Annotated in this window: 17 protein-coding genes; 6 read left to right on the top strand and 11 right to left on the bottom strand. The window is 50.7% G+C overall.

Going from position 1 to position 22,619, the window contains the following annotated elements:
* Nucleotides 1-5 precede the first annotated feature (5 nt).
* The 3 genes from J3L11_RS04425 (at nt 6) to putA (ending at nt 5,409) form a co-directional block, all read left to right on the top strand.
* Entirely contained in the window at nt 6-1,274 is a 1,269-nt protein-coding gene (locus J3L11_RS04425; protein ID WP_207570250.1) for an inorganic phosphate transporter, read from the top strand.
* Between the two features lie 123 nt (nt 1,275-1,397).
* Complete coding sequence (locus J3L11_RS04430; RefSeq protein ID WP_207570251.1) at nt 1,398-1,976, top strand: TIGR04211 family SH3 domain-containing protein; 579 nt, start codon at nt 1,398-1,400, stop codon at nt 1,974-1,976.
* Between the two features lie 241 nt (nt 1,977-2,217).
* Nucleotides 2,218-5,409 (top strand): bifunctional proline dehydrogenase/L-glutamate gamma-semialdehyde dehydrogenase PutA, encoded by a 3,192-nt coding sequence (putA, locus tag J3L11_RS04435; protein WP_207570252.1) that lies wholly within the window; start codon nt 2,218-2,220, stop codon nt 5,407-5,409.
* A 66-nt stretch (nt 5,410-5,475) separates the two neighbouring features.
* Here the strand turns inward: putA and J3L11_RS04440 are convergent, their stop codons facing one another.
* From J3L11_RS04440 to J3L11_RS04460, 5 genes are all read right to left on the bottom strand, one after another.
* The gene (locus J3L11_RS04440; protein ID WP_207570253.1) at nt 5,476-6,723 is read right to left on the bottom strand and encodes a dicarboxylate/amino acid:cation symporter; all 1,248 of its coding nucleotides are present in this window, start codon (nt 6,721-6,723) and stop codon (nt 5,476-5,478) included.
* 221 nt (nt 6,724-6,944) lie between these two features.
* A complete protein-coding gene (locus J3L11_RS04445; protein ID WP_207570254.1) occupies nt 6,945-7,448 on the bottom strand; it encodes a NifB/NifX family molybdenum-iron cluster-binding protein in 504 nt (167 codons plus the stop codon).
* 212 nt (nt 7,449-7,660) lie between these two features.
* Nucleotides 7,661-9,385 (bottom strand): cysteine/glutathione ABC transporter ATP-binding protein/permease CydC, encoded by a 1,725-nt coding sequence (cydC, locus tag J3L11_RS04450; RefSeq protein ID WP_207570255.1) that lies wholly within the window; start codon nt 9,383-9,385, stop codon nt 7,661-7,663.
* Nucleotides 9,382-11,175, bottom strand: a complete 1,794-nt coding sequence (cydD, locus tag J3L11_RS04455) for a cysteine/glutathione ABC transporter permease/ATP-binding protein CydD (RefSeq protein ID WP_207570256.1) — start codon at nt 11,173-11,175, stop codon at nt 9,382-9,384. Before cydD ends, cydC begins: the two co-directional genes overlap by 4 nt.
* Nucleotides 11,176-11,367: 192 nt before the next feature.
* On the bottom strand, nt 11,368-12,417 hold the full coding sequence (locus J3L11_RS04460; RefSeq protein WP_207570257.1) for a DUF3626 domain-containing protein: 1,050 nt from the start codon (nt 12,415-12,417) through the stop codon (nt 11,368-11,370).
* 209 nt (nt 12,418-12,626) lie between these two features.
* Between J3L11_RS04460 and J3L11_RS04465 the strand changes: the two genes are divergently transcribed.
* On the top strand, nt 12,627-14,033 hold the full coding sequence (locus J3L11_RS04465; protein ID WP_207570258.1) for a DEAD/DEAH box helicase: 1,407 nt from the start codon (nt 12,627-12,629) through the stop codon (nt 14,031-14,033).
* Between the two features lie 72 nt (nt 14,034-14,105).
* Here J3L11_RS04465 and J3L11_RS04470 read toward each other — a convergent pair whose 3' ends face one another.
* From J3L11_RS04470 to J3L11_RS04480, 3 genes are all read right to left on the bottom strand, one after another.
* Complete coding sequence (locus J3L11_RS04470) at nt 14,106-14,792, bottom strand: hypothetical protein (protein WP_207570259.1); 687 nt, start codon at nt 14,790-14,792, stop codon at nt 14,106-14,108.
* A 35-nt stretch (nt 14,793-14,827) separates the two neighbouring features.
* Complete coding sequence (locus J3L11_RS04475) at nt 14,828-15,709, bottom strand: VIT1/CCC1 family protein (protein ID WP_207570260.1); 882 nt, start codon at nt 15,707-15,709, stop codon at nt 14,828-14,830.
* Nucleotides 15,710-15,855: 146 nt separating this feature from the next.
* Nucleotides 15,856-18,537: a pitrilysin family protein gene (locus J3L11_RS04480; protein WP_207570261.1), complete on the bottom strand. Its 2,682-nt coding sequence runs from the start codon at nt 18,535-18,537 to the stop codon at nt 15,856-15,858.
* Here J3L11_RS04480 and J3L11_RS04485 point away from each other — a divergent pair.
* A complete protein-coding gene (locus tag J3L11_RS04485) occupies nt 18,532-18,777 on the top strand; it encodes a hypothetical protein (RefSeq protein ID WP_133037883.1) in 246 nt (81 codons plus the stop codon). The two genes, J3L11_RS04480 and J3L11_RS04485, sit on opposite strands and share 6 nt — an antisense overlap.
* A 151-nt stretch (nt 18,778-18,928) precedes the next feature.
* On the opposite strand, the gene ggt is transcribed toward J3L11_RS04485, so the two are convergent.
* From ggt to J3L11_RS04500, 3 genes are all read right to left on the bottom strand, one after another.
* Nucleotides 18,929-20,713, bottom strand: coding sequence for a gamma-glutamyltransferase (gene ggt, locus J3L11_RS04490; RefSeq protein WP_207570262.1), 1,785 nt, complete (start codon nt 20,711-20,713; stop codon nt 18,929-18,931).
* 232 nt (nt 20,714-20,945) lie between these two features.
* Nucleotides 20,946-21,368, bottom strand: coding sequence for an organic hydroperoxide resistance protein (locus J3L11_RS04495; protein WP_207570263.1), 423 nt, complete (start codon nt 21,366-21,368; stop codon nt 20,946-20,948).
* A 104-nt stretch (nt 21,369-21,472) separates the two neighbouring features.
* On the bottom strand, nt 21,473-21,916 hold the full coding sequence (locus J3L11_RS04500; RefSeq protein WP_207570264.1) for a MarR family transcriptional regulator: 444 nt from the start codon (nt 21,914-21,916) through the stop codon (nt 21,473-21,475).
* A gap of 182 nt (nt 21,917-22,098) precedes the next feature.
* Between J3L11_RS04500 and J3L11_RS04505 the strand changes: the two genes are divergently transcribed.
* A complete protein-coding gene (locus J3L11_RS04505) occupies nt 22,099-22,611 on the top strand; it encodes a GFA family protein (RefSeq protein ID WP_207570265.1) in 513 nt (170 codons plus the stop codon).
* Nucleotides 22,612-22,619: the final 8 nt, after the last annotated feature.

Raw genomic sequence — 22,619 nt, forward strand, 5'->3', positions numbered from 1 at the left:
ACAGCATGGTTGATGTATTAATCACTAGCGGGCCCTGGCTTATAGGTACCGCGGCCGTTTTCGGCTTTCTGATGGCTTGGGGCATCGGAGCCAACGATGTAGCCAACGCGATGGGTACTTCGGTAGGGGCTAACGCCGTTACCATCAAACAGGCAATTTTTATTGCCATGATCTTCGAATTCGCGGGTGCGTATCTGGCTGGCGGTGAAGTGACCAGCACCATTCGCAACGGGATTATTGATCCTTCCTATTTTACGGAAGTACCTGAGTTGCTGGTATATGGCATGATTGCCTCATTATTAGCCGCCGGTATCTGGCTGGTGGTAGCGTCGGCCCTTGGCTGGCCGGTGTCGACCACCCACTCCATCGTCGGTGCCATCATTGGTTTTGCGGCGGTGGGAGTGGGCCCCGACTCGGTAGCCTGGAGTCAGGTCACCGGTATCGTAGGTTCCTGGATAGTCACCCCCGCCATCTCTGGCTTTATCGCCTTCTGCATTTTCCAAAGCGTTCAAAAACTGATATTCAACACTGACAACCCTCTAGCGAATGCCAAACGTTATGTGCCTTTTTACATGGCGTTTGCGGGCTTTGTGATGTCACTGGTGACGATTACCAAAGGGCTTAAGCATGTAGGTTTTAAAGTCTCGACCGGAGAGGCTTACATGCTTGCAATACTGATTGCAGTGCTCATAGGTATCGCCGGTAAAATTGCCATCTCCCGCTTGCATCTCTCCAGTACCCCCAGCAAACAGACCAACTTTAATAACGTTGAAAAGGTATTTGCCATTCTGATGTTGATGACTGCGTGCTGTATGGCGTTTGCACATGGTTCTAACGATGTTGCTAACGCTATCGGCCCATTGGCTGCCGTGGTCTCCGTCGTCAACAGTGGCGGTATTATCAGCGCCAAGTCACCGCTGATTTGGTGGATCCTGCCGTTGGGTGGACTGGGTATTGTGTTGGGTCTGGCGATTTTTGGTAAACGGGTTATGCAAACCATAGGCAAGAATATTACACATCTGACACCCAGCCGTGGTTTTGCTGCTGAGTTAGCGGCTGCCAGCACTGTGGTGATTGCTTCTGGTACAGGTTTACCAATTTCCACTACCCAGACCTTAGTGGGCGCAGTACTTGGCGTGGGAATGGCCCGTGGTATTGCTGCGATTAATATTGGGGTGGTGCGTAATATTGTCGTGTCCTGGGTGGTGACCTTACCAGCAGGCGCAGGATTATCTATCCTGTTTTTCTTTACCATCAAAGGTATTTTCAACTAATTTATTCCGTGCAATCTGCGGTAAATCAGCAAGATATGAGGGAAGTCAACTGACTTCCCTCTTGCATTGACAAGCACAAATCCATAGCATGTTGACAATATTCTGCGACAGAGAAGATTTACCGTGCTGAGAGTGCTGATGCTAATGGGAGCCCTGCTCCTTTCCCCTTCATTACTGGCTGATGGTCAGACCCGCTATATCTCTGATAATATTTACATTTATATTCATGGCGGTCCGGGCAGTCAGTACCGCATTATCGGCAGCATTGAAGCCGGAGAGAAGATTACACTGATGCCGGAAACCGAAGGCGAATTTTCTAAGATTGTTGATCACAAAGGCCGTGAAGGCTGGATTCGTACCGATAAACTACAGCAACAGGTATCGATGCGCTATCGCATGGCGGATATGGAAACACAATTGGCCGCTGCGCAAACCAAACTCCAGTCAATTTCCAGCCAGAACAACAATGTCTCAGATGAGCTCAATAGCCTTCAGGCGAAACTGAGTAAAACTGAAGCAGAGTTACAAAAAGCCACTACCGAGAGAGATGCAGCGCTGGCTCAGGTAGATAACATACAGGACACTGCCCGCTTCCATATGTGGCAGCAAGGCGGGCTAATCGCGGCAGGCGGTCTGATCCTTGGGGTGATCCTGGTCTATCTGCCACGGCCGCAACGGCGCCGTCGTGATCGCTGGATGTAAAGCGTACAATTTTGCTGACAGGCCGCTGAATTCAAACAGCGGCCTTTTTATATGTGCAGTAACACCAATTGATAAACATACTTTTTAAACAATTGTCACATTTCATTTCCAGACAGTGCCATAGCTCACACTTTACTTGTATAATCGGCGCGCGCAAGCGCCTTCTTAATGGTATACAACAACGATAAGCGCCCTTTGCGTCTGAGATGCTCCGCAGCCCTTAACTGCCTAACCGGCTTGGATGGAAGCGATAATTATGTTTAAAGCGAGTGAAGTACTGGCTGGCTATTATGATAATGCCAATCTCGACGATCTCTTTTCCGCTATCAGTGACAACTATATTGTTGACGAAGCAGAATATCTGTCCGATCTACTGAAACTTATCCCCGCTGATGATGCCACTATCGAACGTGTTACTCAGCGGGCACATGATCTGGTTACCCGAGTTCGTCAATACGATAAAAAAGGCATGATGGTTGGCATTGATGCCTTTTTACAACAATACAGCCTAGAGACACAGGAAGGGATTATCCTGATGTGCTTGGCTGAAGCGCTGCTGCGGATCCCTGACAGTGAAACCGCCGATGCCTTGATAGAAGATAAACTCTCCGGTGCCAAGTGGGACCAACACCTATCAAAAAGTGATTCCGTGCTAGTTAACGCCTCAACCTGGGGACTGATGCTGACGGGCAAAATTATCAAACTGGATCGCAATATTGACGGGACACCAAGTCATCTGCTGAAACGACTGGTCAATCGCCTTGGCGAACCAGTAATTCGTCAAGCCATGTATGCCGCCATGAAAATCATGGGCAAGCAATTTGTGCTGGGACGCACCGTCAAAGAAGCGTTGAAAAACAGCGAAGCCAAACGAAAACTAGGCTATACCCACTCCTACGATATGTTGGGTGAAGCAGCGCTCACCATGCAGGACGCGCAGAAGTACTATACGGATTACTCCCACGCTATCAATGAATTAGGCGCACAAGAATATGATGAAAACGACGCGCCCAGGCCCACGATTTCCATCAAACTGTCGGCATTGCACCCACGTTATGAAGTGGCGAACAAAGCGCGGGTGATGAGCGAGTTGTATGCCACTGTTATCAAACTGATAGAACAAGCGCGGGCACTAAATGTGGGCATTTCTATTGATGCAGAAGAAGTGGACCGGTTGGAATTGTCGCTGCAATTGTTCCAGCAGCTGTATCAGTCAGAAGCCGCCAAAGGTTGGGGCCTGTTAGGTCTGGTGGTACAAGCTTATTCCAAACGGACCTTACCGGTACTGTTATGGATTACCAAGCTGGCAAAAACCCAAGGCGATATCATTCCCGTGCGCCTAGTAAAAGGTGCGTACTGGGATAGCGAACTGAAATGGGCGCAGCAGGCGGGTGAGCGCGGTTATCCGCTGTATACCCGTAAAGTAAATACCGATCTGTCTTATTTAGCCTGTGCCCGTTACCTGTTGTCAGCGCGTACCGAAGGCGCCATCTACCCCCAGTTTGCCACTCACAATGCCCAAACTGTGGCGGCAATCAGCGATATGGCCGGTGAACGGCAGTTTGAATTCCAGCGGCTGCATGGGATGGGACAGGAGCTGTACGATACACTGTTAGCAGAAAACCGTCAGCGGCCAGTGCGCATTTATGCACCGATTGGTGCCCATAAAGATCTACTGCCTTATCTGGTTCGCCGTTTGCTGGAAAATGGCGCTAACTCCTCCTTTGTGCACAAGCTAGTGGATCCCAAGACCCCTATCGAATCGTTAGTCACACACCCAGTGGTAACCGCCCGCAATTACGCCTCGCTGGCCAATAATAATATCGCGCTGCCCGCAGACATATACGGGAATGCGCGCAAGAACTCCAAAGGTCTGAATATGAATATCATCTCTGAAGCCGAGCCGTTCTTCAAAGCACTCGAACCTTTCCAGCAACAACAATGGCAGGCGGGACCGCTAGTAGGCGGAGAAACCCTGGGCGGCACCCCACAACCAGTCGTTAGCCCTTATAACACTCAAGAGCAAGTGGGCACAGTCGTGTGGGCCGATAGTGCTAGTGTTAAACAAGCCATCACAAATGCGGTTTCTGCTTTTCCACAATGGTGTCGGACGCCCGTTGAAAACCGCGCTGCAGCATTGCAGAAGCTGGCAGATCTGCTAGAAGAAAACCGTGAAGAGCTAATTGCTTTGTGTACCCGCGAAGCAGGCAAGAGTCTGCAAGATGGCATTGATGAAGTGCGCGAAGCGGTGGATTTTTGCCGTTATTACGCACTTCAAGCCAAAAAACTGATGGCAAAACCGGAGCTGCTGCCGGGACCAACTGGCGAATTAAATGAACTATTCCTGCAAGGTCGCGGCGTCTTTGTTTGCATCAGTCCTTGGAATTTCCCTCTGGCGATTTTCCTCGGGCAAATTGCAGCGGCACTGGCGGCTGGCAATACGGTGGTAGCAAAGCCTGCCGAACAGACCTCCATTATTGGTTATCGTGCCGTACAACTGGCTCACCAAGCCGGAATACCTGTCAATGTGTTGCAACTGCTGCCCGGTAAGGGGGCTGAAGTCGGTGCCGCCCTGACAGCAGACCCACGGATTGGCGGCGTTTGTTTTACCGGTTCCACTGCAACAGCTAAGGCTATTAACCGGACTCTGGCAGAACGTGAAGGCGCTATTATTCCGTTAATCGCTGAAACTGGCGGCCAGAATGCCATGGTGGTGGACTCCACCTCGCAGCCAGAGCAAGTGGTCAACGATGTGATAGCCTCGGCCTTTACCAGCGCAGGCCAACGCTGTTCAGCATTGCGAGTATTGTATGTGCAAGAAGACATTGCAGAGCGCGTTATCGAGATCCTCAAAGGCGCTATGGAAGAGTTGACGCTTGGGCACCCAGGGGAGCTGAAAACCGATGTGGGACCGGTGATTGATGCTGCCGCCAAAGCTAACCTCAATGCCCATATTGAGCACATCAAACAGACGGGCAAACTGATCAAACAGGTTGCCCTGCCTGCGGGTTTTGAGCACGGTCATTTCGTTGCCCCTACTGCGGTGGAAATCAACTCCATCAAAGTACTGGAGAAGGAAAACTTCGGCCCGATCCTGCATGTGATCCGTTACAAAGCCAGCGAACTCCAGCAAGTCATCGATGATATCAACAGCACTGGGTTTGGGCTGACATTAGGGATCCACAGCCGTAATGAAGGACAAGCATTAGAGATTGCCGATAAAGTAAATGTGGGTAACGTTTATATCAATCGTAACCAGATTGGTGCGGTAGTAGGCGTGCAGCCATTTGGTGGTCAGGGATTATCCGGAACCGGACCCAAAGCCGGTGGCCCACACTATCTGCCACGCTTTATGACCGAGAAAACCCGAACCAATAACATCACAGCCATTGGCGGTAATGCCACCCTGTTGTCGTTGGGTGACGCTCAGTAATTAGCGATTATAGGTGATAGCAAAAGGCCACCTTCTGGGTGGCCATTTTAGTGGTAACAACACAACTCAGTCGGCTTCGTCTATGAGTATCGGTTGCGCTTTTTCTGGCGCATACTTGTCCATAATCACTGCACAAGCCGCATCACCAGTAATATTTAATGCCGTACGGATCATGTCAAAAATACGATCCAGCGCGAACAGTAACGGCAAGCCATCGATCGGGATCCCCGCCGACAACAGCACAGCAACCACCAGGAATGTCGGACCCGGCACCCCTGCCTGACCGACAGCACCGAGGGTTGAGGTAAGGATAATCGCGGCATAAGCAGTCATATCCAGCGGGACGTGGTACATCTGCGCAAAGAAAATCGCCACCAGCCCGTAATAAATGGCATTGCCGCTCATATTGACCGTAGCCCCTAGCGGTAAGACAAACGATGCGGTGGCATTACTGACTTTCAGATCCTGTTCGCAGGTCTGCATGTTGACTGGCAAGGTCGCCATCGACGACGCCGTCGACAAGGCCATCACCTGCGGCTTTTTCATCACCATGATGAATTTCAATGCGGAGACCGGTGACAGCAGTTGCACCAACGCAGGGAAAAACAAGAAGGTGTAAATGATAATCCCCAGCAGATACACCCAGAACAGATTCAGCACCACTTTCATCGCACCAAAACCGAAGCTGCCTACCGCATCGGCCATCAGCCCGAACACCCCTAGCGGCGCTATCAGCATCACTTTAGAGATCATCCACACCAAGGCTTCTAGTACGGTATTGAGTGCTGATTGCACCTGCTTAGGCCCTGCACCTTTTACCTTGGTCAGGGCAATACCAAAGAAAATGCTGAACACCAGGATCTGCAGGATATTACCACCGGTCAGGGATTCAAACACATTCGTAGGGATCATGCCAATCAACGTGTCTACGGCCCCGGGCAACGCCCCTTGGTCAGCGGTCACAGGGTCAAATGCTTTGGCATGTGCGGTAATATCGGTACCCAATCCAGGTTCAAACAGATGTCCCAGCACTAGCGCCAGCACGACGGCAAGCGCTGAAGTTCCCAGAAAAAACACAAAAGTGCCAAGGCCAATTTTACCGGCAGATGGTGTGTTACCAAGACTAGCGGAACCCGCAATAATTGCGACCAGCACCAACGGGATCACCAGCATTTTAATCAGATGAATAAACAGCGTTCCCAAAGGAGCGAATATTGAAGCACTGCTGCCCATCGCCCAGCCCACTAACGCGCCGAGGATCATGGCTATTACTACCTGCAGACCAATATTGCCAAGCCAATGTTTGCTTTTCATTATTGTTATCTTCCTTTTCAGACTTCCGGGGCAATCCCGGTATGGCAAACTGTAAAAAACAAGTTAAGTTACCATAGAAAATTCCGCAGATGGATAAAAAGGCCGGGGCGGAGGAAGAAAATCACATTTCCACCACCGGTAACAGCGAAAAGCTGATAAGCACAAACAACAAGGGACAACTGGCAGGAGTCTTAACCCACAATCAATACAGAGAATGCTGACTATTTTTGCGGACGGAAGCCACTAAAATGAATCTCATCACTACAGCAATGCTGTGGCCGACACAGTGAGCTTTGCGGCACTGTCGAGGCGTGATGATGGCAACCACCACTTCCGCCACAACCACAACTTTCACCACACCCACCTTTATTCTGATGTTGCAATGATGGTCTGGCAGTGCTGGTATCCAACAAGCGTAACCGTGTATCACAGGCATCGTTCAATAGTTGCTGCAAACTGCCGTTACGTTCTCTGGGGCGGCAAACACTGATCCCGGCATCCAACAATTTACCCAGCATACGTTCGCCAATCTGGTGTACCAGCACTATCTGAGCCCCTTGCTGTTTTATCAGATTGAGCATCGCACTCTTGTCCGCACAATTGCCACCTAAGGCCGGATTATCGACTAATTGCTGCAATTGACCGTCTGCGCTAAAAAAGGCCAACTGCTGCGCTTTGGTAAAATGCCCGGACAAGTGCCCCCGACTCATAGGAATAACTATCATCGTTTCTACTCCGATTACGGCGTCGTCTGTATGACAACGCGCCTTACAATTATTAGCATATGCCAATAATTGTATTATTGAAGATCGATACGTCAGCTTCTGTGATCTGCTAGCGATTTTCAGGCTCAACTTGATTAAATATTGCCGGGGCATGGACATAAAAAAAGGATGCCAAAGACATCCTTTTGTAAGCGTTAATAACGCCGCCGCTATCAATCCTGCAATTGCCGGTACAGACTCGCATAAGCAGGTGTGGTGTGCAGCAGTTGCTCATGCGACCCACTGGCCGTAATCTGCCCACCTTCCAGCAGATGAATAGCATCCATCTGTGCCATGCCGGTCAAACGATGGCTGATCATCAGTAACGTCTTACCTTGGGCATGTGTCAGTAATAATCGCAGGATCTCTTGCTCGGTACGCCGATCCAGTCCTTCGGTTGGCTCATCCAGCAACAGCAGCGGAGTATCACGCAGCAATGCTCTGGCAACACCAATACGCCGCTGTTCACCACCGGACAGCTGCCTGCCACCTTCGCCAATCCAGGCATTCAAGCCTTGATCCTGCAACAGATTAGCCAAGCCCACCTGTTGCAACACCTGTGACAATCGCTCATCGCTCACTTTCTCTGGCAGCGCTAATTGTAAATTGTCCCGCAACGAGGCACTCAGCAAAGCCACACGCTGGCTCACCACCGTCATTGAAGCTCGCAGACTCTGTTCGTCATAATGCTCCAATGGTGTTCCTGCAAGTTGGATAGTGCCGTGCTGCGACTGCCACTGGCGGGTAATTAACGACAGCAAGGTTGATTTGCCACAGCCGGTTTTTCCCAACAACGCCACTTTGCTGCCAGCCGCAATCCGTAGCGACAACTGTTGCAAAACGGGCTGCGCTTGCGGGTACGCAAACACAATATCGTTAATCAGCAACTCGCCGTTAGCTGCCTTGCCATTGCTGGTCGTCGGGAAGGTGATATCGGGTGTCTGCCCGGTAATATCGGCAACCCGGCTGGCGGCCAGCATAGTGGCAGATAGATGTTGAAACGCGCCCGCTAATGGCATCATTAATTCAAAGCTGGAGAGCACACAAAATACCACTAATGCCAACAAGGGGCCTGGCGGCACTGCAGCACCGACACCACTGGCAGCGTACCACAACATCAGCAATACCAAGCTTCCATGAAACAGGATCAGTAATCCCTGGCTCATACCACTAATCGCGGCCATTCGCTGCTGACTATCAAGCCAGTGTTGTTCCACGTGCGCCAATGTGCGGCGGGAATCATCGGCAGCAGCGAATAGTGTTAGCTCCGCTTGTCCCGATAACCACTCCAGCAACCGCACCCGGTAATGGCGTCGCTGCTCAATAATCTGACGCCCCGGCGCTTGTCCCAACTGATAGAATAATGATGGCAACACAATGGCAGCTAGCAACAAACCGCCACACAGCAAACATGCCAAATGCCAGTCAAACCAGCCGATAAACACAAACAGTAACAACAGCATCAGCAGATAACTGGCAAGAGGCGTCAGTAATCGCAGATACAGATGATCCAAAGTATCAATATCCGCGACCAGGCGGTTCAGCAGATCGCCGCGACGCATGCCACTCAGGTTGCGTTCACTCAGTGGCAACAGCGATTTCCAGGCCCAGCAGCGCAGATCGGTCAGAATGCGGAACGTTGCCTCATGCGTTAGCACCCGCTCACCATAGCGGCTGGCAGTGCGCATAATCGAAAACATCCGCACGCCCCCGGCTGGCGTAAAGTAGTTCATGCCCACGCCGGCCAGTCCAGCCACGGCAGTAGCAGAAAGAAACCAGCCCGAAAGTGACAACAGACCAATGCCAGCAATCAAAGTCAGCACGCCAAGCACCAGCCCTAACATCATCATCAACCATTGACGACGGAACAATTTTAGAAACGGTAATAACACTTTCATGCCTGTGCGCCTCCAGCCACATCGTCCAACGACAGGGCTAACGGCAGCTGTGCCAGCATAGTTGCCAGCAAGCCCGGCTGCTGCGCTAACTCGGCAAAGCGCCCTTCCTGCACTAACTGACCATGATCCAGCACCAGCACGCGGTCCATACGATCCAGTTGATCCAGACGATGTGTCACCATCAGGCAGCTGCAATGCTGCATTGCCTGCCATAACGCATCAAGGACCCACTGCTCATTCTGACTATCGAGGCTGGCACTGGGCTCATCCAATAGGTACAACTCAGCGTTACGCGCCAATGCCCGCGCCAATGCAATCCGCTGCGCCTGACCCACTGATAAACCGCCGCTAAATTCCTGCACCCGGTGTGCTAAGCCTTCTGGCTGGGACCGCACAAAATCAGCAATCTTGGCCTGTTCCAGTAATGCCCAGATGGCGGCATCGTCAAGTTCAGGCCGCCCAAAACGCACATTGTCAGCAATTGAGCCATGAAACAGCTGGGGATTCTGTCCTAGCCAAGCCAGTCGTTGCCGCCAACTGGTAGGTGCTAGCTGTTGCAATTCCACACCATTCACCTTAAGACTGCCCGTATAGGGTAAAAAACCCAGTAAGGCGTTGAGTAAACTGCTTTTACCAGCACCACTTGGGCCAACCAATGCCAGCTTTTCCCCCGCCTGCAATGTAAAACTCAGCGGGCCTACCAATGACTGCCCATCCATACTGAGTACCTGCAGATCGCGCGCTTCGATGCTGACTAAGCTCGCCGACAACATTTCGTTGCCCTGACTCAAGGGTTCTGGGGCTTCCAGCAATGCAATTAAAGATTCTGCCGCGCCAATCGCCTGTGCTTTGGCGTGATAATGAGCCCCAAGGTCACGTAGCGGTTGATAAAATTCCGGTGCCATGATCAGCACAAACATACCGGTGAATAAGCTGATGGGCACGCCATAATGACCGAAGTTCAGTTCCCCCAGATAAGAGAAACCAAAATACACCGCCACCACTGCAATGGAGACTGCCGCAAAAAACTCCAATACCGCCGAGCTGAGAAAGGCCAGTCGCAGCACCGCCATGGTACGCTCACGGAAATCTTCCGAAGCCTTGGCAATTGACCTTTCTTCCGCTGCCGCGCGATAAAACAACTTAAGCGTTGGCAGTGCTTTCAAGCGATCCATAAAATGTCCGCTCAACTGCTGTAATGCGGTGAAGTGCTTACGATTAGCATCAGCAGCACCCATGCCAACTAAGATCATAAATAACGGGATCAACGGCGCGGTGGTTAGCAAAATCAATCCTGCTGCCCAATTTAGCGGAAAAGTACAACCAAGAATGATCAACGGGATAAATCCCGCCAGCGTCATCTGCGGCAGATAACGGCCATAAAAATCTTGTAGGTCTTCCACTTGCTCCAGGACAATACTGGCCCAAGCTCCGGCGGGTTTGCCGTTAACCCAAGCAGGCCCTAGGCGACTGAGTTTGTCCAGCACGGCCGCCCGCAGCGTACTGCGTAAACGCCGCCCGGCAACAAAGCCCACCTTTTCCCGGCCCCAGGCTAAGGCGCCGCGCAACAAAATTAGCACCGCGAAGGCGATAAAATGCGGGACAAACTGTTGCCGTGGCAGGTTATCGATAATCAGCCCTTGCAGCATGGTCGCCAGTAACCACGCCTGAACCACCAACGCCACTCCGTTAGCAATCCCGAGCATCATTGAAAGTTTCAGATAGGGGCCACAAGCGCCCTTTTGCAGTCTTAGCCATCCGGCTAGTTGTTTTTCAAGGGATTTATCCATGAATATCCAAACTAATTACAGCGAAATACAGGGATATATCATCGGCATCAACGCCATAAATCCATGGCTTGACCGATGCGTTTAAATTCGCTAGGCAGTATCGCAGGCATTGCCATCGGAATAAACCTTCTGGCTGCTATTTTTGCAGGGAATATTGTACCGTGTGATTGCCGCCCAAAACGGCTGAAACATTCAGGCGCCCACAGCCCCAAAACGCACCAGCACATGCCAGAGCAATTTGAACTGTTGGAGTAAATCCGCTTCATTGCCAAGCCCGCGCCAGCGTTCCGGCTCACGTCGTACCGAGACCTCGGCCTCGCCAAGAATCGCTGGGGTCAACACCCCTTCTCGCGCCACTTTAGCCGCCAATTGCGGCATGGTAGCACCACGGAAGTCCGCCGGAACATCTGCCGCCGCCATCACAAAGCCTTGATGCCAGCATAAGTGGATCTGATAACGATCGCACAATCGCTGCATCAATACTTCAATCGCAGTATCTTTATAGGAAGGGTCAGCCACCAGCACATCGATATCCTGGGTCAAGGATAATTCGCCGTGACATTGCGCTTCAATGTAATGATCCAAATCTCGGCTCATCGGCCGTAAAAAACGTGCATCCACACCACGCGGCAGTTCTTCACAAAGATAATCCACCAAGGCCGGCGGACGCAGTGCATTTACGCCTAACGTAGCATCACGCTCAAAGGATTCATTAAACAGCGCCGCAAATACGTCCTCAAAACAGGCAAGGGTGCCCTTTTCCCGTGGTTCACGGCAGGAATCCAGATAACAGAACGTGCACTGACTTAACAGCTCCGGTGTAGACAACAGATAACAGCTGCCAAAACGCGCTGAGGGGCCACTCTGATGCAAACCAATATCCAGCGCGCCGTATTTGGGTCGCAACTTGGCGCCGACATAACAGTGGCCGAACAGTTGATTTTCCCAGTGATCACGAGCACCACCGAGCTGCGGTGACAGCTTGCCATTGGAGACACGGGTTTCAAACTGACTGCGATATTCGCCATCAGACAGTAAACCGGCAATCACCGGCCAGCCGCGATAATCCAAACGATCGGGATGGAAATGAAAAGCCACTCGTCCATGCTGCGCCAGATTCAGCAGCCCATGATTAAGTCTGGGAGTGGCAATAGCAGACATCTGCTGCACATTGCGGATCAGCCCGAGGGCATAGTCCCGTCGAGTCTGTGCTTGTGCGCTGATAAACTCAATTGCTGTCATTGCCTGCATTCCTTGGTTGCAACAGCATCAAGATACTGCAATTTTCTTGGCATTGGCAGTCCGAACCGTGATCTGGTTCAGCTAGCTGACAGCCTCGGACAAATTCTGCACTGCTCATGGCACTACCATCACTTTTGCTGTAAACTTGCCGCCCGCCTGAAATGGCTCCAGCTTCCGGCTTCCATGCCACCTAATATTGAGATTATTGCATGAGTTTTGCCTCCCTTGGCTTATCTACCCCAATCCTAAATGCGGTTATAGAACAGGGTTACAACGACCCGACCCCGATCCAACAACAAGCGATTCCCGCCGTATTACAAGGCCATGATGTGATGGCCGCCGCGCAAACGGGCACCGGCAAAACCGCGGCGTTTACCTTGCCAATTTTGCACTTGTTAAGTGGTGGCACCCGCCCTAAAGCCAACCAGATCCGCACCCTGATCCTGACGCCGACCCGGGAACTAGCGGCACAGATTGCCGACAACGTGCGTGATTACAGTAAAAACCTCAATCTGCGCAGTGCCGTGGTATTTGGTGGGGTATCGATTAATCCGCAGATGCTGGCATTGCGCCGTGGCGTCGATATTCTGGTTGCCACGCCAGGACGATTACTGGATCTCTATCAGCAGAACGCGGTGAAATTTGATCGTTTAGAAATTCTGGTGTTGGATGAAGCCGACCGCATGCTGGACATGGGCTTTATTCACGACATCAAAAAAATTCTGACCTTGCTGCCGGCAAAACGGCAAAATCTGCTGTTCAGTGCCACCTTTTCCAATGATATCCGCACACTGGCAAAAGGGCTGGTCACCAATCCAACCGAGATCTCGGTTGCACCGCCCAACAGTACCGCCGAACAAGTTACCCAGACCTTGTATGCCGTCGATAAGGCCAAGAAAACCGCCTTGTTGATCCAGCTTATCCAACAACAGCAGTGGTCACAGGTACTGGTATTTTCCCGTACCAAACACGGTGCCAACCGTCTGGCAAAACAATTAGAGGCCGCCAAAATCAGCGCGGCAGCCATCCACGGCAATAAAAGCCAGGGTGCTCGCACTCGCGCATTGGCAGATTTTAAAAATGGTGTGGTGAAAGTACTGGTAGCGACCGATATTGCCGCCCGCGGACTGGATATTGACTTGTTGCCACAAGTGGTGAATTTTGACTTGCCCAACGTCGCCGAAGACTATGTCCACCGTATCGGTCGTACCGGTCGTGCTGGCGCTTCTGGACATGCCGTATCGCTGGTGAGCGACGACGAGCAGAAACAACTGGCTGACATCGAAAATCTGATTGGACAGCATATTCTGCGGGAAACTATGGCAGGATTTGAGCCCAACAAACCGCTGCAAGAAACGCGCTTGCGCGCCGATGGGCCGAAAAAACCCAAGAAGCCGAAGCAACCCAAACAGCCAAGAGAAGTGCAAACCGGTGAAACCACGGCTGAACGCCCAGCTAAAACTAAGGCACCACGACGCAAGCCCAGTGCTGACGGACAACAACGTCCGCCCGCTAATAAGCCGAGAAAACCCGGAGAGCAACAAAGTCGACCTGCAGCATCCAATCGCAATGGTAACAATCCCCGCCGCGGTAATCACACGCCATCACGTGGCTGATGACTGACGCAAAACGTGTTGCGCTGATTTACAGGGCAACACGTTAATTCACGATGCCCCAGATAACGAGACTCAGCGCAACTGAACCGTATCCAGCAACCTTGTATGTTGCTGCTGTTGGTACCAGTTATTGAATACCAGCGACAGTTGCGTCACCGCATGCCGACCAAAGTCATAGTCACGATACTGCGCCAGATAATCCAGCAGCCGCTGAGGTTGCTGCAGCGGCGCATTAAAACGAACTAAGGTGGCATGAGCCGTGGCAATTTTATAGCGACTGTCGATACTGCAAGGCAAGCCCGAGTCACGATACGCTTGCCGTAAGCGTTCACGCAGCGCCGATAACTGTCGCTCATCAACCACAAAGCCTTGCAACAAAATACAGCTCGGCGATGCGGTAATGCCGCGAAACGCTATATCAAAACTATCGACCTCCGCTAATACCCGCTGAAACACCTCGCAATAAGCCGCAACATTGAGATTCCGCAGCTGCAATCCCGAAATACAAGAGATTATCGATAGCACGGTCACATGCAAATCTGCGACGGGTTGCCGGTATTGCTGTGGTTCAAGCTCGCTCACCCCCTGTAAAAAGCCATTAATCTCATTAACCAGCGGCTGACTCGCTTGCAGGTAAGACAGTACGGTAACCCCGCGCCTGTCATCGGTGGGATTATTAATTAACGCATCGGTCTGATACTTGCCATGGTCAATGGCCGCCGTAGCCTGTTGCCACATGTCTTGATAAATTGCCTGCATCTTGCCCTGTTTTACTGCAATGATTAAGGTTGACGCTATACCTCAACCCCGAGAAAATACTTCACCGCGTAACCGATAAAGAACGAGATAATCGCCACCCCGAAGGTGATGGACGACATCTCCAACACGCGACTTTTGAAACTCAGGTCTTTGGCAACCGAGATGTAAAAGGTGTACAGCACAATAGCAATCAGTGCTAAGACAAACATCAGCGCTAATGCCGCCACCATCGAGTGCAATACAAAAAATGGCAACACCAGTACTGCGGTGGTGATGATGTACGACACCCCCGTATACGCTGAATAAGACAGTGCACTGATATCCGGGTTGGGATTTTCTTTCGACTCAAGATAAGCTGAACCGGCCATCGACAGCGAGGCGGCGATGCCCATGATCAAACCAGTCGCTCCAACCACTAGCGTTTTATCAAATGCCAGCGCAATACCACTAAGTGTCCCGGTCAGTTCCACCAGCGCGTCATTCATCCCCAAGACGATGGCTCCGGTATACAGCAGCTTTTTATCGTGGAGCATATCGATAAGCTCCAGCTCATGACTAACTTCTTGGTGATAAATGGCCTTCGCCTGCGGGTAAAGATCAAATAGCTCTTTGTAAAACGCTTCAGCGCCGCACTCTTTTTTCTCCAGACTTTTCAGCGCAAAAGAAGTACCGAGCAATTTCACCAGCAACACATACCACATCACCAGCCAGTTCTGTGGTGCCAACTGCCGTTGCGTAATGCCAACCCAGAACTGGTAATGCTGCTGTTCTTCTCTGGCAATTTTTTCAAAGATTTTCTTGTTTTTATCTTCGCGCTGTAGTGCCGCCAGTATGCTGTAGATGGTGAAATCATTAATTTCATTCTGCTGTTGTCGCAAGGCTTTTTTGAGATCGGCCGGGCCGAATTCTTGGGTCATTGAGTTCACCATTAGTGGTTGTCATCAGATACGATTGTTGGCCTGATAAGCGCACAACCTGTTACTCGTGATATTGCGGCGAGATCGCCAAGAGATAAAGCGCCTTTGTGCGAAAAGGCGCTTTAGAGACCAGATAATTGCCACACTTATGCCTGCGGTGCTGGCCCTTTGACAGCAGTGACAAAGTCGTTAGGACGAATGTACTGCGCATAGGCTTTACGAACATCTTCCGCCGTTAACTGAAAATAGGCTGCAGCGGCTTTTGACATGGCATCCAGCGGTTTACCTTCAATAGACAACTGCAATAATTGCTCAGCAATCCCCTCGAAGCTGGATTCCCCCAAGGGGATCTGGCGCAGCATAATGCCTTTAGCCTGTTTAAGCTCAGTTTCAGTGACTGGCGTTTGCTGCATCTGTTGCAAGTTTTTCACCACCAGCGCCTTAGCTTTCATCACCTTGTCAGGATCACAGCCGTACGCCACCTGATAAGTGCCACGATGTTTGTCCAGTGAAAAACCGGAAGCGACAGTATAAACCAAGCCATTTTTCTCACGCAGATCTTTCACCAACCGTGAGGCGTAAAAGCCACCGCCTAGCACTTCATTCCCCAGATTCAAAGCAAAACGCGCCGGGTCATTCTCAGTGACGGCAACCGTCTGCACTAAGGCAACACTGTCTTGTACCGCCGATTTATCCGGGGTATTAAATTGCGCAGCTTGATTATTGGGAACCGCAGGATAATCAACGTTCGGTTTAACGCCGCTGCTATGCCAGTGCCCAAAATACTGACTGACCACCTGTTTTACTTGTGCCGGCTTAACATTCCCAACCACTACGAGGGTCGTCATATCGGGGCGGAAAGTTTGTTGATAATACTGAACTACATCTTGATAAGTCAGTTGCATCAATGACTGCGGCGTTGCATAGCGCAGACTCGGGTCAGTTTTAGGATACAGAGCCTGTAACAGGTGTTGATGATTCAGATAATCTGGCGATTGCAACTCACCAGCGGTACTGGCGGCTTGTTGCTGCTGCACAATCTTAAACGCCTGTGGTGGCAACGCCGGATGCAGCTGGTTATCTGCCAGCAATTGCATACCTTGGGTAAAGTTAGCTGCTGGCACCGACAAGGAGAAATGACTGCCAGCCATCGCCTCAGCAGAAATATTGTCTAGTGCTTGCTGGTATTGCAACCGATTGAGATCTTTTGTACCAAAGCGGAATAAACCATCGAGAATATCGCTGATCCCTTCCTGTCCGACCTTAGCCTGCAGATCTTCATTGGTCTTAATTTCCCCCGTTACCAATACCGTATCACTGACAGTTTCCGGCTGGACGATCACTCGTAAACCATTGGGTAAAGTGAAATCATCAGGATGTAAATCGGAGTTTGGCACTGATAGTTTGGCAAACGCCTGTTGCGCCCAATCTGGCAACACTACAGGTTTATCTGGTGCACTACTGAAGTTTTCCGCACCACCAAAGCCTTTACTGGCAACCGGTTTACCGGAACTTTGCGGCGTTAAGGTGGCGCTGATCGTCGCATCGGCTTTAAAGGTGCGCGCCGCTAATGCATTGACTGCCGCGGGCGTGACGGCGGCAATGGCATCGCGAATAGCATCCGGTGACGACAATCCTTGCTCGACCAGCGCATCAGACCACGCATTAGCTAGACCATCGACAGAATTTTTAGCAAATTCTAGGCTAGCGATGGCATTTTGTTTTGCCGCTATGACCAATTCAGGATCAATCCCCTGAATGGCGGCAATGTGCAGAATACTGTCGATATGATGCCCCAGTTTGACGGCATCGGCACCTTTGGGAAAAATGCCAATGGCGTAACCGATCCCCGCATGAGGCAAGAACTCGGTATCAAAACCACCCGCCAGTGCGCTGCCATCCATGCCCATGCCATACAACGCGGCACGTTGAGAACCCAATGCCCGACTCAGCACCAGTGCCGTAGCGTATTCGCTGGAGGTTAATCCTGGCATACGAAAGGCTCTGATCTCATACCCGTAGGGCGTATCGGTATCCAGATGAATCTGTTTTGCCGCTACCGGTTGGAAATGGAATTCCGCTTTTGCCGGTAATGCCCCGGCAGGAATATCACCGAACAACTTTTGCACTTCCGGCAACACATGCTGCGGCTCAACATCGCCAGCTATCACCAACACGGCATTGTTTGGCACATACCAGGTATCACGAAACTGCTTGAGTGCAGCGGCAGTGGTTTTATCAAAAGAGGCACGGGTTCCTAAGGGCGAATGCGCATAAGGGGTATAGGCAAACAACGACTGACGAATGTCGGTCATCGCCTTAAACACCGGACTGGACATATCCCGAGACACTTCCTGCTCAATGGCACCACGCTCATCTTTCCATTCGGCAGGACTCATCTCCACACTCTTCATCCGAATGGCATGAATACGTAGCGCGACATCCAGATCCTGCTTCGGTACGGTAAAAAAGTAGCGCGTCAAGTCCTCGCGGGTTTCGGCATTAAAATGGCCGCCCATATTGGCTGCCAATGCAGAAATTTGCTCTTTGTTCAGCCCCGGACTCCCCCGGAACATCATATGCTCGACCGCATGTGCGGTACCCGGAAAGCCATCTGGCACTTCATTGCTGCCGACTAAGTAATTCACTTGGGTGGTGACGACAGGGGCCAATTTATCCTGCACGATCACCACTTGCAGGCCATTTTTTAACGTAGTGCGGGTGATTTGCTGCTGTTGAGCCTGCGGTTGCTCCGTGGCCAACGCTGGAATAGTAATGGAGCCAAACGCCAGCGCAATGGCCGCCGCGAGTTTAACTGATTTATGCATAATTCTTCCTTTATGGGAACCGATGCAGAATGGCGAGGTGACGAATCAATTACCGTACGGCGTTTTGTGATGACCAAGTTTAAGCCTGATACAGACGGTTGCTGCGGACACTATGTCACCACAAGACGCTCAAACACTGGCTTAATGGGTAAGCAACAACTTACTTACGGTATTGCCCAATATCGCCGCATCGATTGCTATCTCATCCAGACCCACGTCAATAAACTCAGAAACACCTGAATATTGTCTTAGGTCCATGTGATCTACGACCAATACAACCGCCGTCAGTTCAGCCAAGAAAAAATTTGTTGCAATTACAAGACGAAGAAGTGCGCTGCATAAAAAAAGCCTGGGTCACAATGCCCAGGCCTCAATACTCAAAATTTCGCTATCAGTAGCCGACTGCAGCGCCTTGCGGCCGACGCGCATCATTGGCACCGTAGATATAGCCTTCACGGATTTTACCGGATACCGAGGCATCGCTGACGTTCGAGTGTTCGTCACCGCTGACCACGCTGGGTAAACCGATCATTATCGCTTCCGCCGCACCCCATTGGCCTTTTTCAACCATGTTGTAGCCACGCGTTTTGAGAATTTTCAGCGTGTCAGGTGAGATGCCGTTCTTTTCATACAGCACTACATCTGGCAACCACTGCTGATGAATCCGTGGCGCGTTTACTGCTTCCTGTAAGTTCATACCATAGTCGATCACGTTCATTACCGTGTTCAGCGTGATGGTGATGATCAATGAACCGCCTGGAGAACCTACCACCATAAAGGTTTTACCATCTTTGGTAACAATGGTCGGTGACATAGAGGATAGTGGCCGTTTGCCAGGGGCAATGGCGTTAGCCTTGCCCTGAACCAGACCGAACATGTTTTTCTCACCGACTTTTGAGGTGAAATCATCCATCTCATCGTTCAGCCAAAAACCATAACCCGGAGCCATCACCCCAGCCCCAAAGCGCCCATTGATTGTGTAAGTAGTAGACACCGCATTTCCCGCTTTATCCAATACTGAATAGTGCGTGGTTTGTGGCTTTTCATGGGGAGGCACCCCAGATGCCAGTTCGCTAGAAGGCGTAGCTTTCACTGGATCGATGGTTTTACGGATCTCCGCCGCATATTCCTTACTCAACAACTTCTCCATCGGGATTGTTACAAAGTCTGGATCGCCTAACAGACTGTTACGGTCAACAAACGCATGACGCATCGCTTCGGCAGTGAAGTGAATCGCATCAGCAGAACCATAGCCCATGGACTTCAGATCGTACCCTTCCAAAATATTCAGGATCTGACACATAGTCGTGCCCCCTGAGCTTGGCGGTGGCGCCGAAATGAAGTCATAGCCCCGGTAAGAACATCTGACGGGAGTACGTTCTTTAGCAACATAGTTGGCAAAATCTTTGGCTGTGATATAGCCGCCGTTGGCTTTCGAGGCTTGCTCGATGGCTTTGGGGATATCCCCTTTATAGAAAGCATCTGGGCCATTTTTCGCAATCTTTTCCAGTGTGTCTGCCAGCGCTGGCTGTACTAGGCGATCACCAGGTTCTAACGGCGTCCCATCCGCGTGCAAAAAGATTTTTGAAGCTTGTTTATCACCGCGCATCTTGCTTAAGCTGGAGTCGATGACATCGGTATCACCACGGGTCAGAATGAACCCTTCACGCGCTAATTTGATCGCTGGCGCCATAATTTGTGCCCGCGTCAGTTTGCCAGAACCATATTTGGTTAGCGCCAACTCCATGCCACGCACAGTACCGGGTACGCCTACCGCGCCCCAACCTAACGTGCTGGCATGTGGAATAAGATTTCCGTCTTTATCCTGATACATTTTGGCTGTCGCCGCTGCCGGTGCCATTTCCCGGAAATCGATAAAGTGATCCGAGCCATCAGCCAGATGCAGCGTCATAAAGCCACCACCGCCGATGTTACCGCAACAAGAGTTCACCACCGCTTGGGCGTAACCCACAGCAACAGCGGCATCTATGGCATTGCCACCCATTTTAAGAATTTCCACTCCCGCTTCTGAGGCAAAGCGTTGCGAAGACACCACCATGCCGTTTTTGGCTTCAACAGGCGGTAATGAGGCAGCCAAAGCATAGGTAGTGACAAAAGGTGAAATAGTGGACAGAACCAACAGTGAAGCCTTTAACAGGCGTTTTTTATAATACATTCCTTATTCCTAGCAATGAACTCAGATAGCCAACCCTATGGCAGCGCGTTCCAAATAGCAATAAGGCATTATTTATTTAACAGATAATGAGCGGCACTGACAGGATATAGTGCAGTCAATCAGTAAATTAACAGGTATTTATTCAAATTTACTACAACGTTATTGCATGCTCATCAGTGACGCCCCCTAATCTTGGCTGGCACCGAGATTAGGGGTACGCCAAGACCATCGATTATTCAATGATCAGTTCAACCCGAATATTGCCGCGAGTGGCATTGGAATAGGGGCAAACCTGATGGGCTTTTTCCACCAAAGTTTGCAACTGAGCTTTATCCATACCGGCAACGCTGATATGTAGTTCGACATCAATGGCAAAACCTACGCCGTGAGGATTAGCACCAATCCCCACATGCGCGGTAATTTGCGGTTCTTGCGGCAAACGGAGTTTGTCCTGTGCTGCCACAAATTTCATAGCACCGATAAAACAGGCAGAATAACCTGCCGCAAACAGCTGTTCTGGGTTAGTCCCCTCACCACCAGCGCCCCCCAACTCTTTAGGAGTACTAAGTTTCACATTCAAATGTTCATCAGAAGAAACTGAGCGACCGTCACGGCCACCGGTAGATGTTGCTTTAGCGGTATAGAGAATGTTCATAAGATTTGCTCCAATTAATTATTGCGATAACTATATACGTTAAAAAAATAGCCAGCCCGGCTTTACGACATAAAGTTATCGCAATAATTGTTATCGCGCAAACATTATTTTGAATGCTGTTGCAAATTATCCCGTAGGGAAATTATTTTATCTTTTAATTCAATCAGTTCAGATTGTTCCATGGCGCATGCCTGGAACAGGCACTGATTAATATGTAATGCTTGTGTCCGCAAAGCACTCCCAGCCTCAGTTAAGCCTATACGCAATGCCCGCTCATCCAACGGATCTTTTAGGCGTTGTACGAGTCCTTCCTGCTCCAAGCGTTTAATCACCGGGGTTAACGCCCCAGATTTTTGCCCCAATTGCGCTCCGATATCCTTGAGATTTAACTTATCTTCTTGCCATAGGATCAACATCACCAAGTACTGTGGGTAAGTCAGACCTAATGGTTCCAGCAGGGGTTTATACAATTGCGTCATTGTCAGCGATGCTGAATACAGCGCAAAGCAGAGCTGATTATCCAGCGCCAGCGGATCTTTACTGGGCATGTGCGTTCTCTCATCACCTATAATGTTACCTATCTTACCTTTGAATCCGCTTGCCACAGAAGCTTTAAAGCGAGGAAAGCGTAACAACTTTGTACCAAAGTCCAGCTTGAGATCGCACTAGATAACCGCCTATGGTGTTATTTTGCACAGCGCCGAACTCACAACAACTTAAGGGAATTAGCATGCCAACACCATATCCACTACAAGGAGGTTGTGATTGCGGTTTTATCCGTTATCGCCTCAACTGCAAACCGCTGATAGTGCATTGTTGCCATTGCAGTTGGTGTCAACGTGAAACAGGGTCGGCCTTTGCGGTGAATGCCATGGTGGAATCAGAACAGGTGGAACTGCTACAGGGCGAACCTGAGCTGATCAATACCCCCTCTGCCAGCGGTCAAGGGCAGCAGATTGCCCGTTGTCCTAAATGTCATGTGGCATTATGGAGCCACTATGCGGGCAGCGGTCCTCTGACCAAATTTGTCCGTGTCGGCACCCTCGACCAACCACAGGTACTGCCGCCGGATGTCCATATCTTCACGTCAACTAAACAGCCCTGGGTAATACTGCCAGAGCATATTCCTGCGTTTGCTGAATATTATGATCGCCAGTTGGTGTGGAGCGCTGACAGCCTGCAACGGGCAGAGCTGTTGATGCCGAAGATCAAAGCCTATCGGCAATCCCTTAAACCGGCGTAATCTGGATG

The organism is Shewanella sp. 4t3-1-2LB, assembly GCF_017368415.1.
In the GTDB taxonomy this organism is placed as follows: domain Bacteria; phylum Pseudomonadota; class Gammaproteobacteria; order Enterobacterales; family Shewanellaceae; genus Shewanella; species Shewanella fodinae.

Coding starts and splice junctions, on each gene's coding strand:
- J3L11_RS04440 (WP_207570253.1), bottom strand. CDS start 6,723: ATGAAAAGCAAACATTGGCTTGGCAATATTGGTCTGCAGGTAGTAATA.
- putA (WP_207570252.1), top strand. CDS start 2,218: ATGGAAGCGATAATTATGTTTAAAGCGAGTGAAGTACTGGCTGGCTAT.
- J3L11_RS04460 (WP_207570257.1), bottom strand. CDS start 12,417: ATGACAGCAATTGAGTTTATCAGCGCACAAGCACAGACTCGACGGGAC.
- J3L11_RS04485 (WP_133037883.1), top strand. CDS start 18,532: ATGCATAATTCTTCCTTTATGGGAACCGATGCAGAATGGCGAGGTGAC.
- J3L11_RS04480 (WP_207570261.1), bottom strand. CDS start 18,537: ATGCATAAATCAGTTAAACTCGCGGCGGCCATTGCGCTGGCGTTTGGC.
- J3L11_RS04505 (WP_207570265.1), top strand. CDS start 22,099: ATGCCAACACCATATCCACTACAAGGAGGTTGTGATTGCGGTTTTATC.
- J3L11_RS04445 (WP_207570254.1), bottom strand. CDS start 7,448: ATGATAGTTATTCCTATGAGTCGGGGGCACTTGTCCGGGCATTTTACC.
- cydC (WP_207570255.1), bottom strand. CDS start 9,385: ATGAAAGTGTTATTACCGTTTCTAAAATTGTTCCGTCGTCAATGGTTG.
- J3L11_RS04475 (WP_207570260.1), bottom strand. CDS start 15,709: ATGACCCAAGAATTCGGCCCGGCCGATCTCAAAAAAGCCTTGCGACAA.
- cydD (WP_207570256.1), bottom strand. CDS start 11,175: ATGGATAAATCCCTTGAAAAACAACTAGCCGGATGGCTAAGACTGCAA.
- J3L11_RS04425 (WP_207570250.1), top strand. CDS start 6: ATGGTTGATGTATTAATCACTAGCGGGCCCTGGCTTATAGGTACCGCG.
- J3L11_RS04495 (WP_207570263.1), bottom strand. CDS start 21,368: ATGAACATTCTCTATACCGCTAAAGCAACATCTACCGGTGGCCGTGAC.
- J3L11_RS04470 (WP_207570259.1), bottom strand. CDS start 14,792: ATGCAGGCAATTTATCAAGACATGTGGCAACAGGCTACGGCGGCCATT.
- J3L11_RS04465 (WP_207570258.1), top strand. CDS start 12,627: ATGAGTTTTGCCTCCCTTGGCTTATCTACCCCAATCCTAAATGCGGTT.
- J3L11_RS04500 (WP_207570264.1), bottom strand. CDS start 21,916: ATGCCCAGTAAAGATCCGCTGGCGCTGGATAATCAGCTCTGCTTTGCG.
- ggt (WP_207570262.1), bottom strand. CDS start 20,713: ATGTATTATAAAAAACGCCTGTTAAAGGCTTCACTGTTGGTTCTGTCC.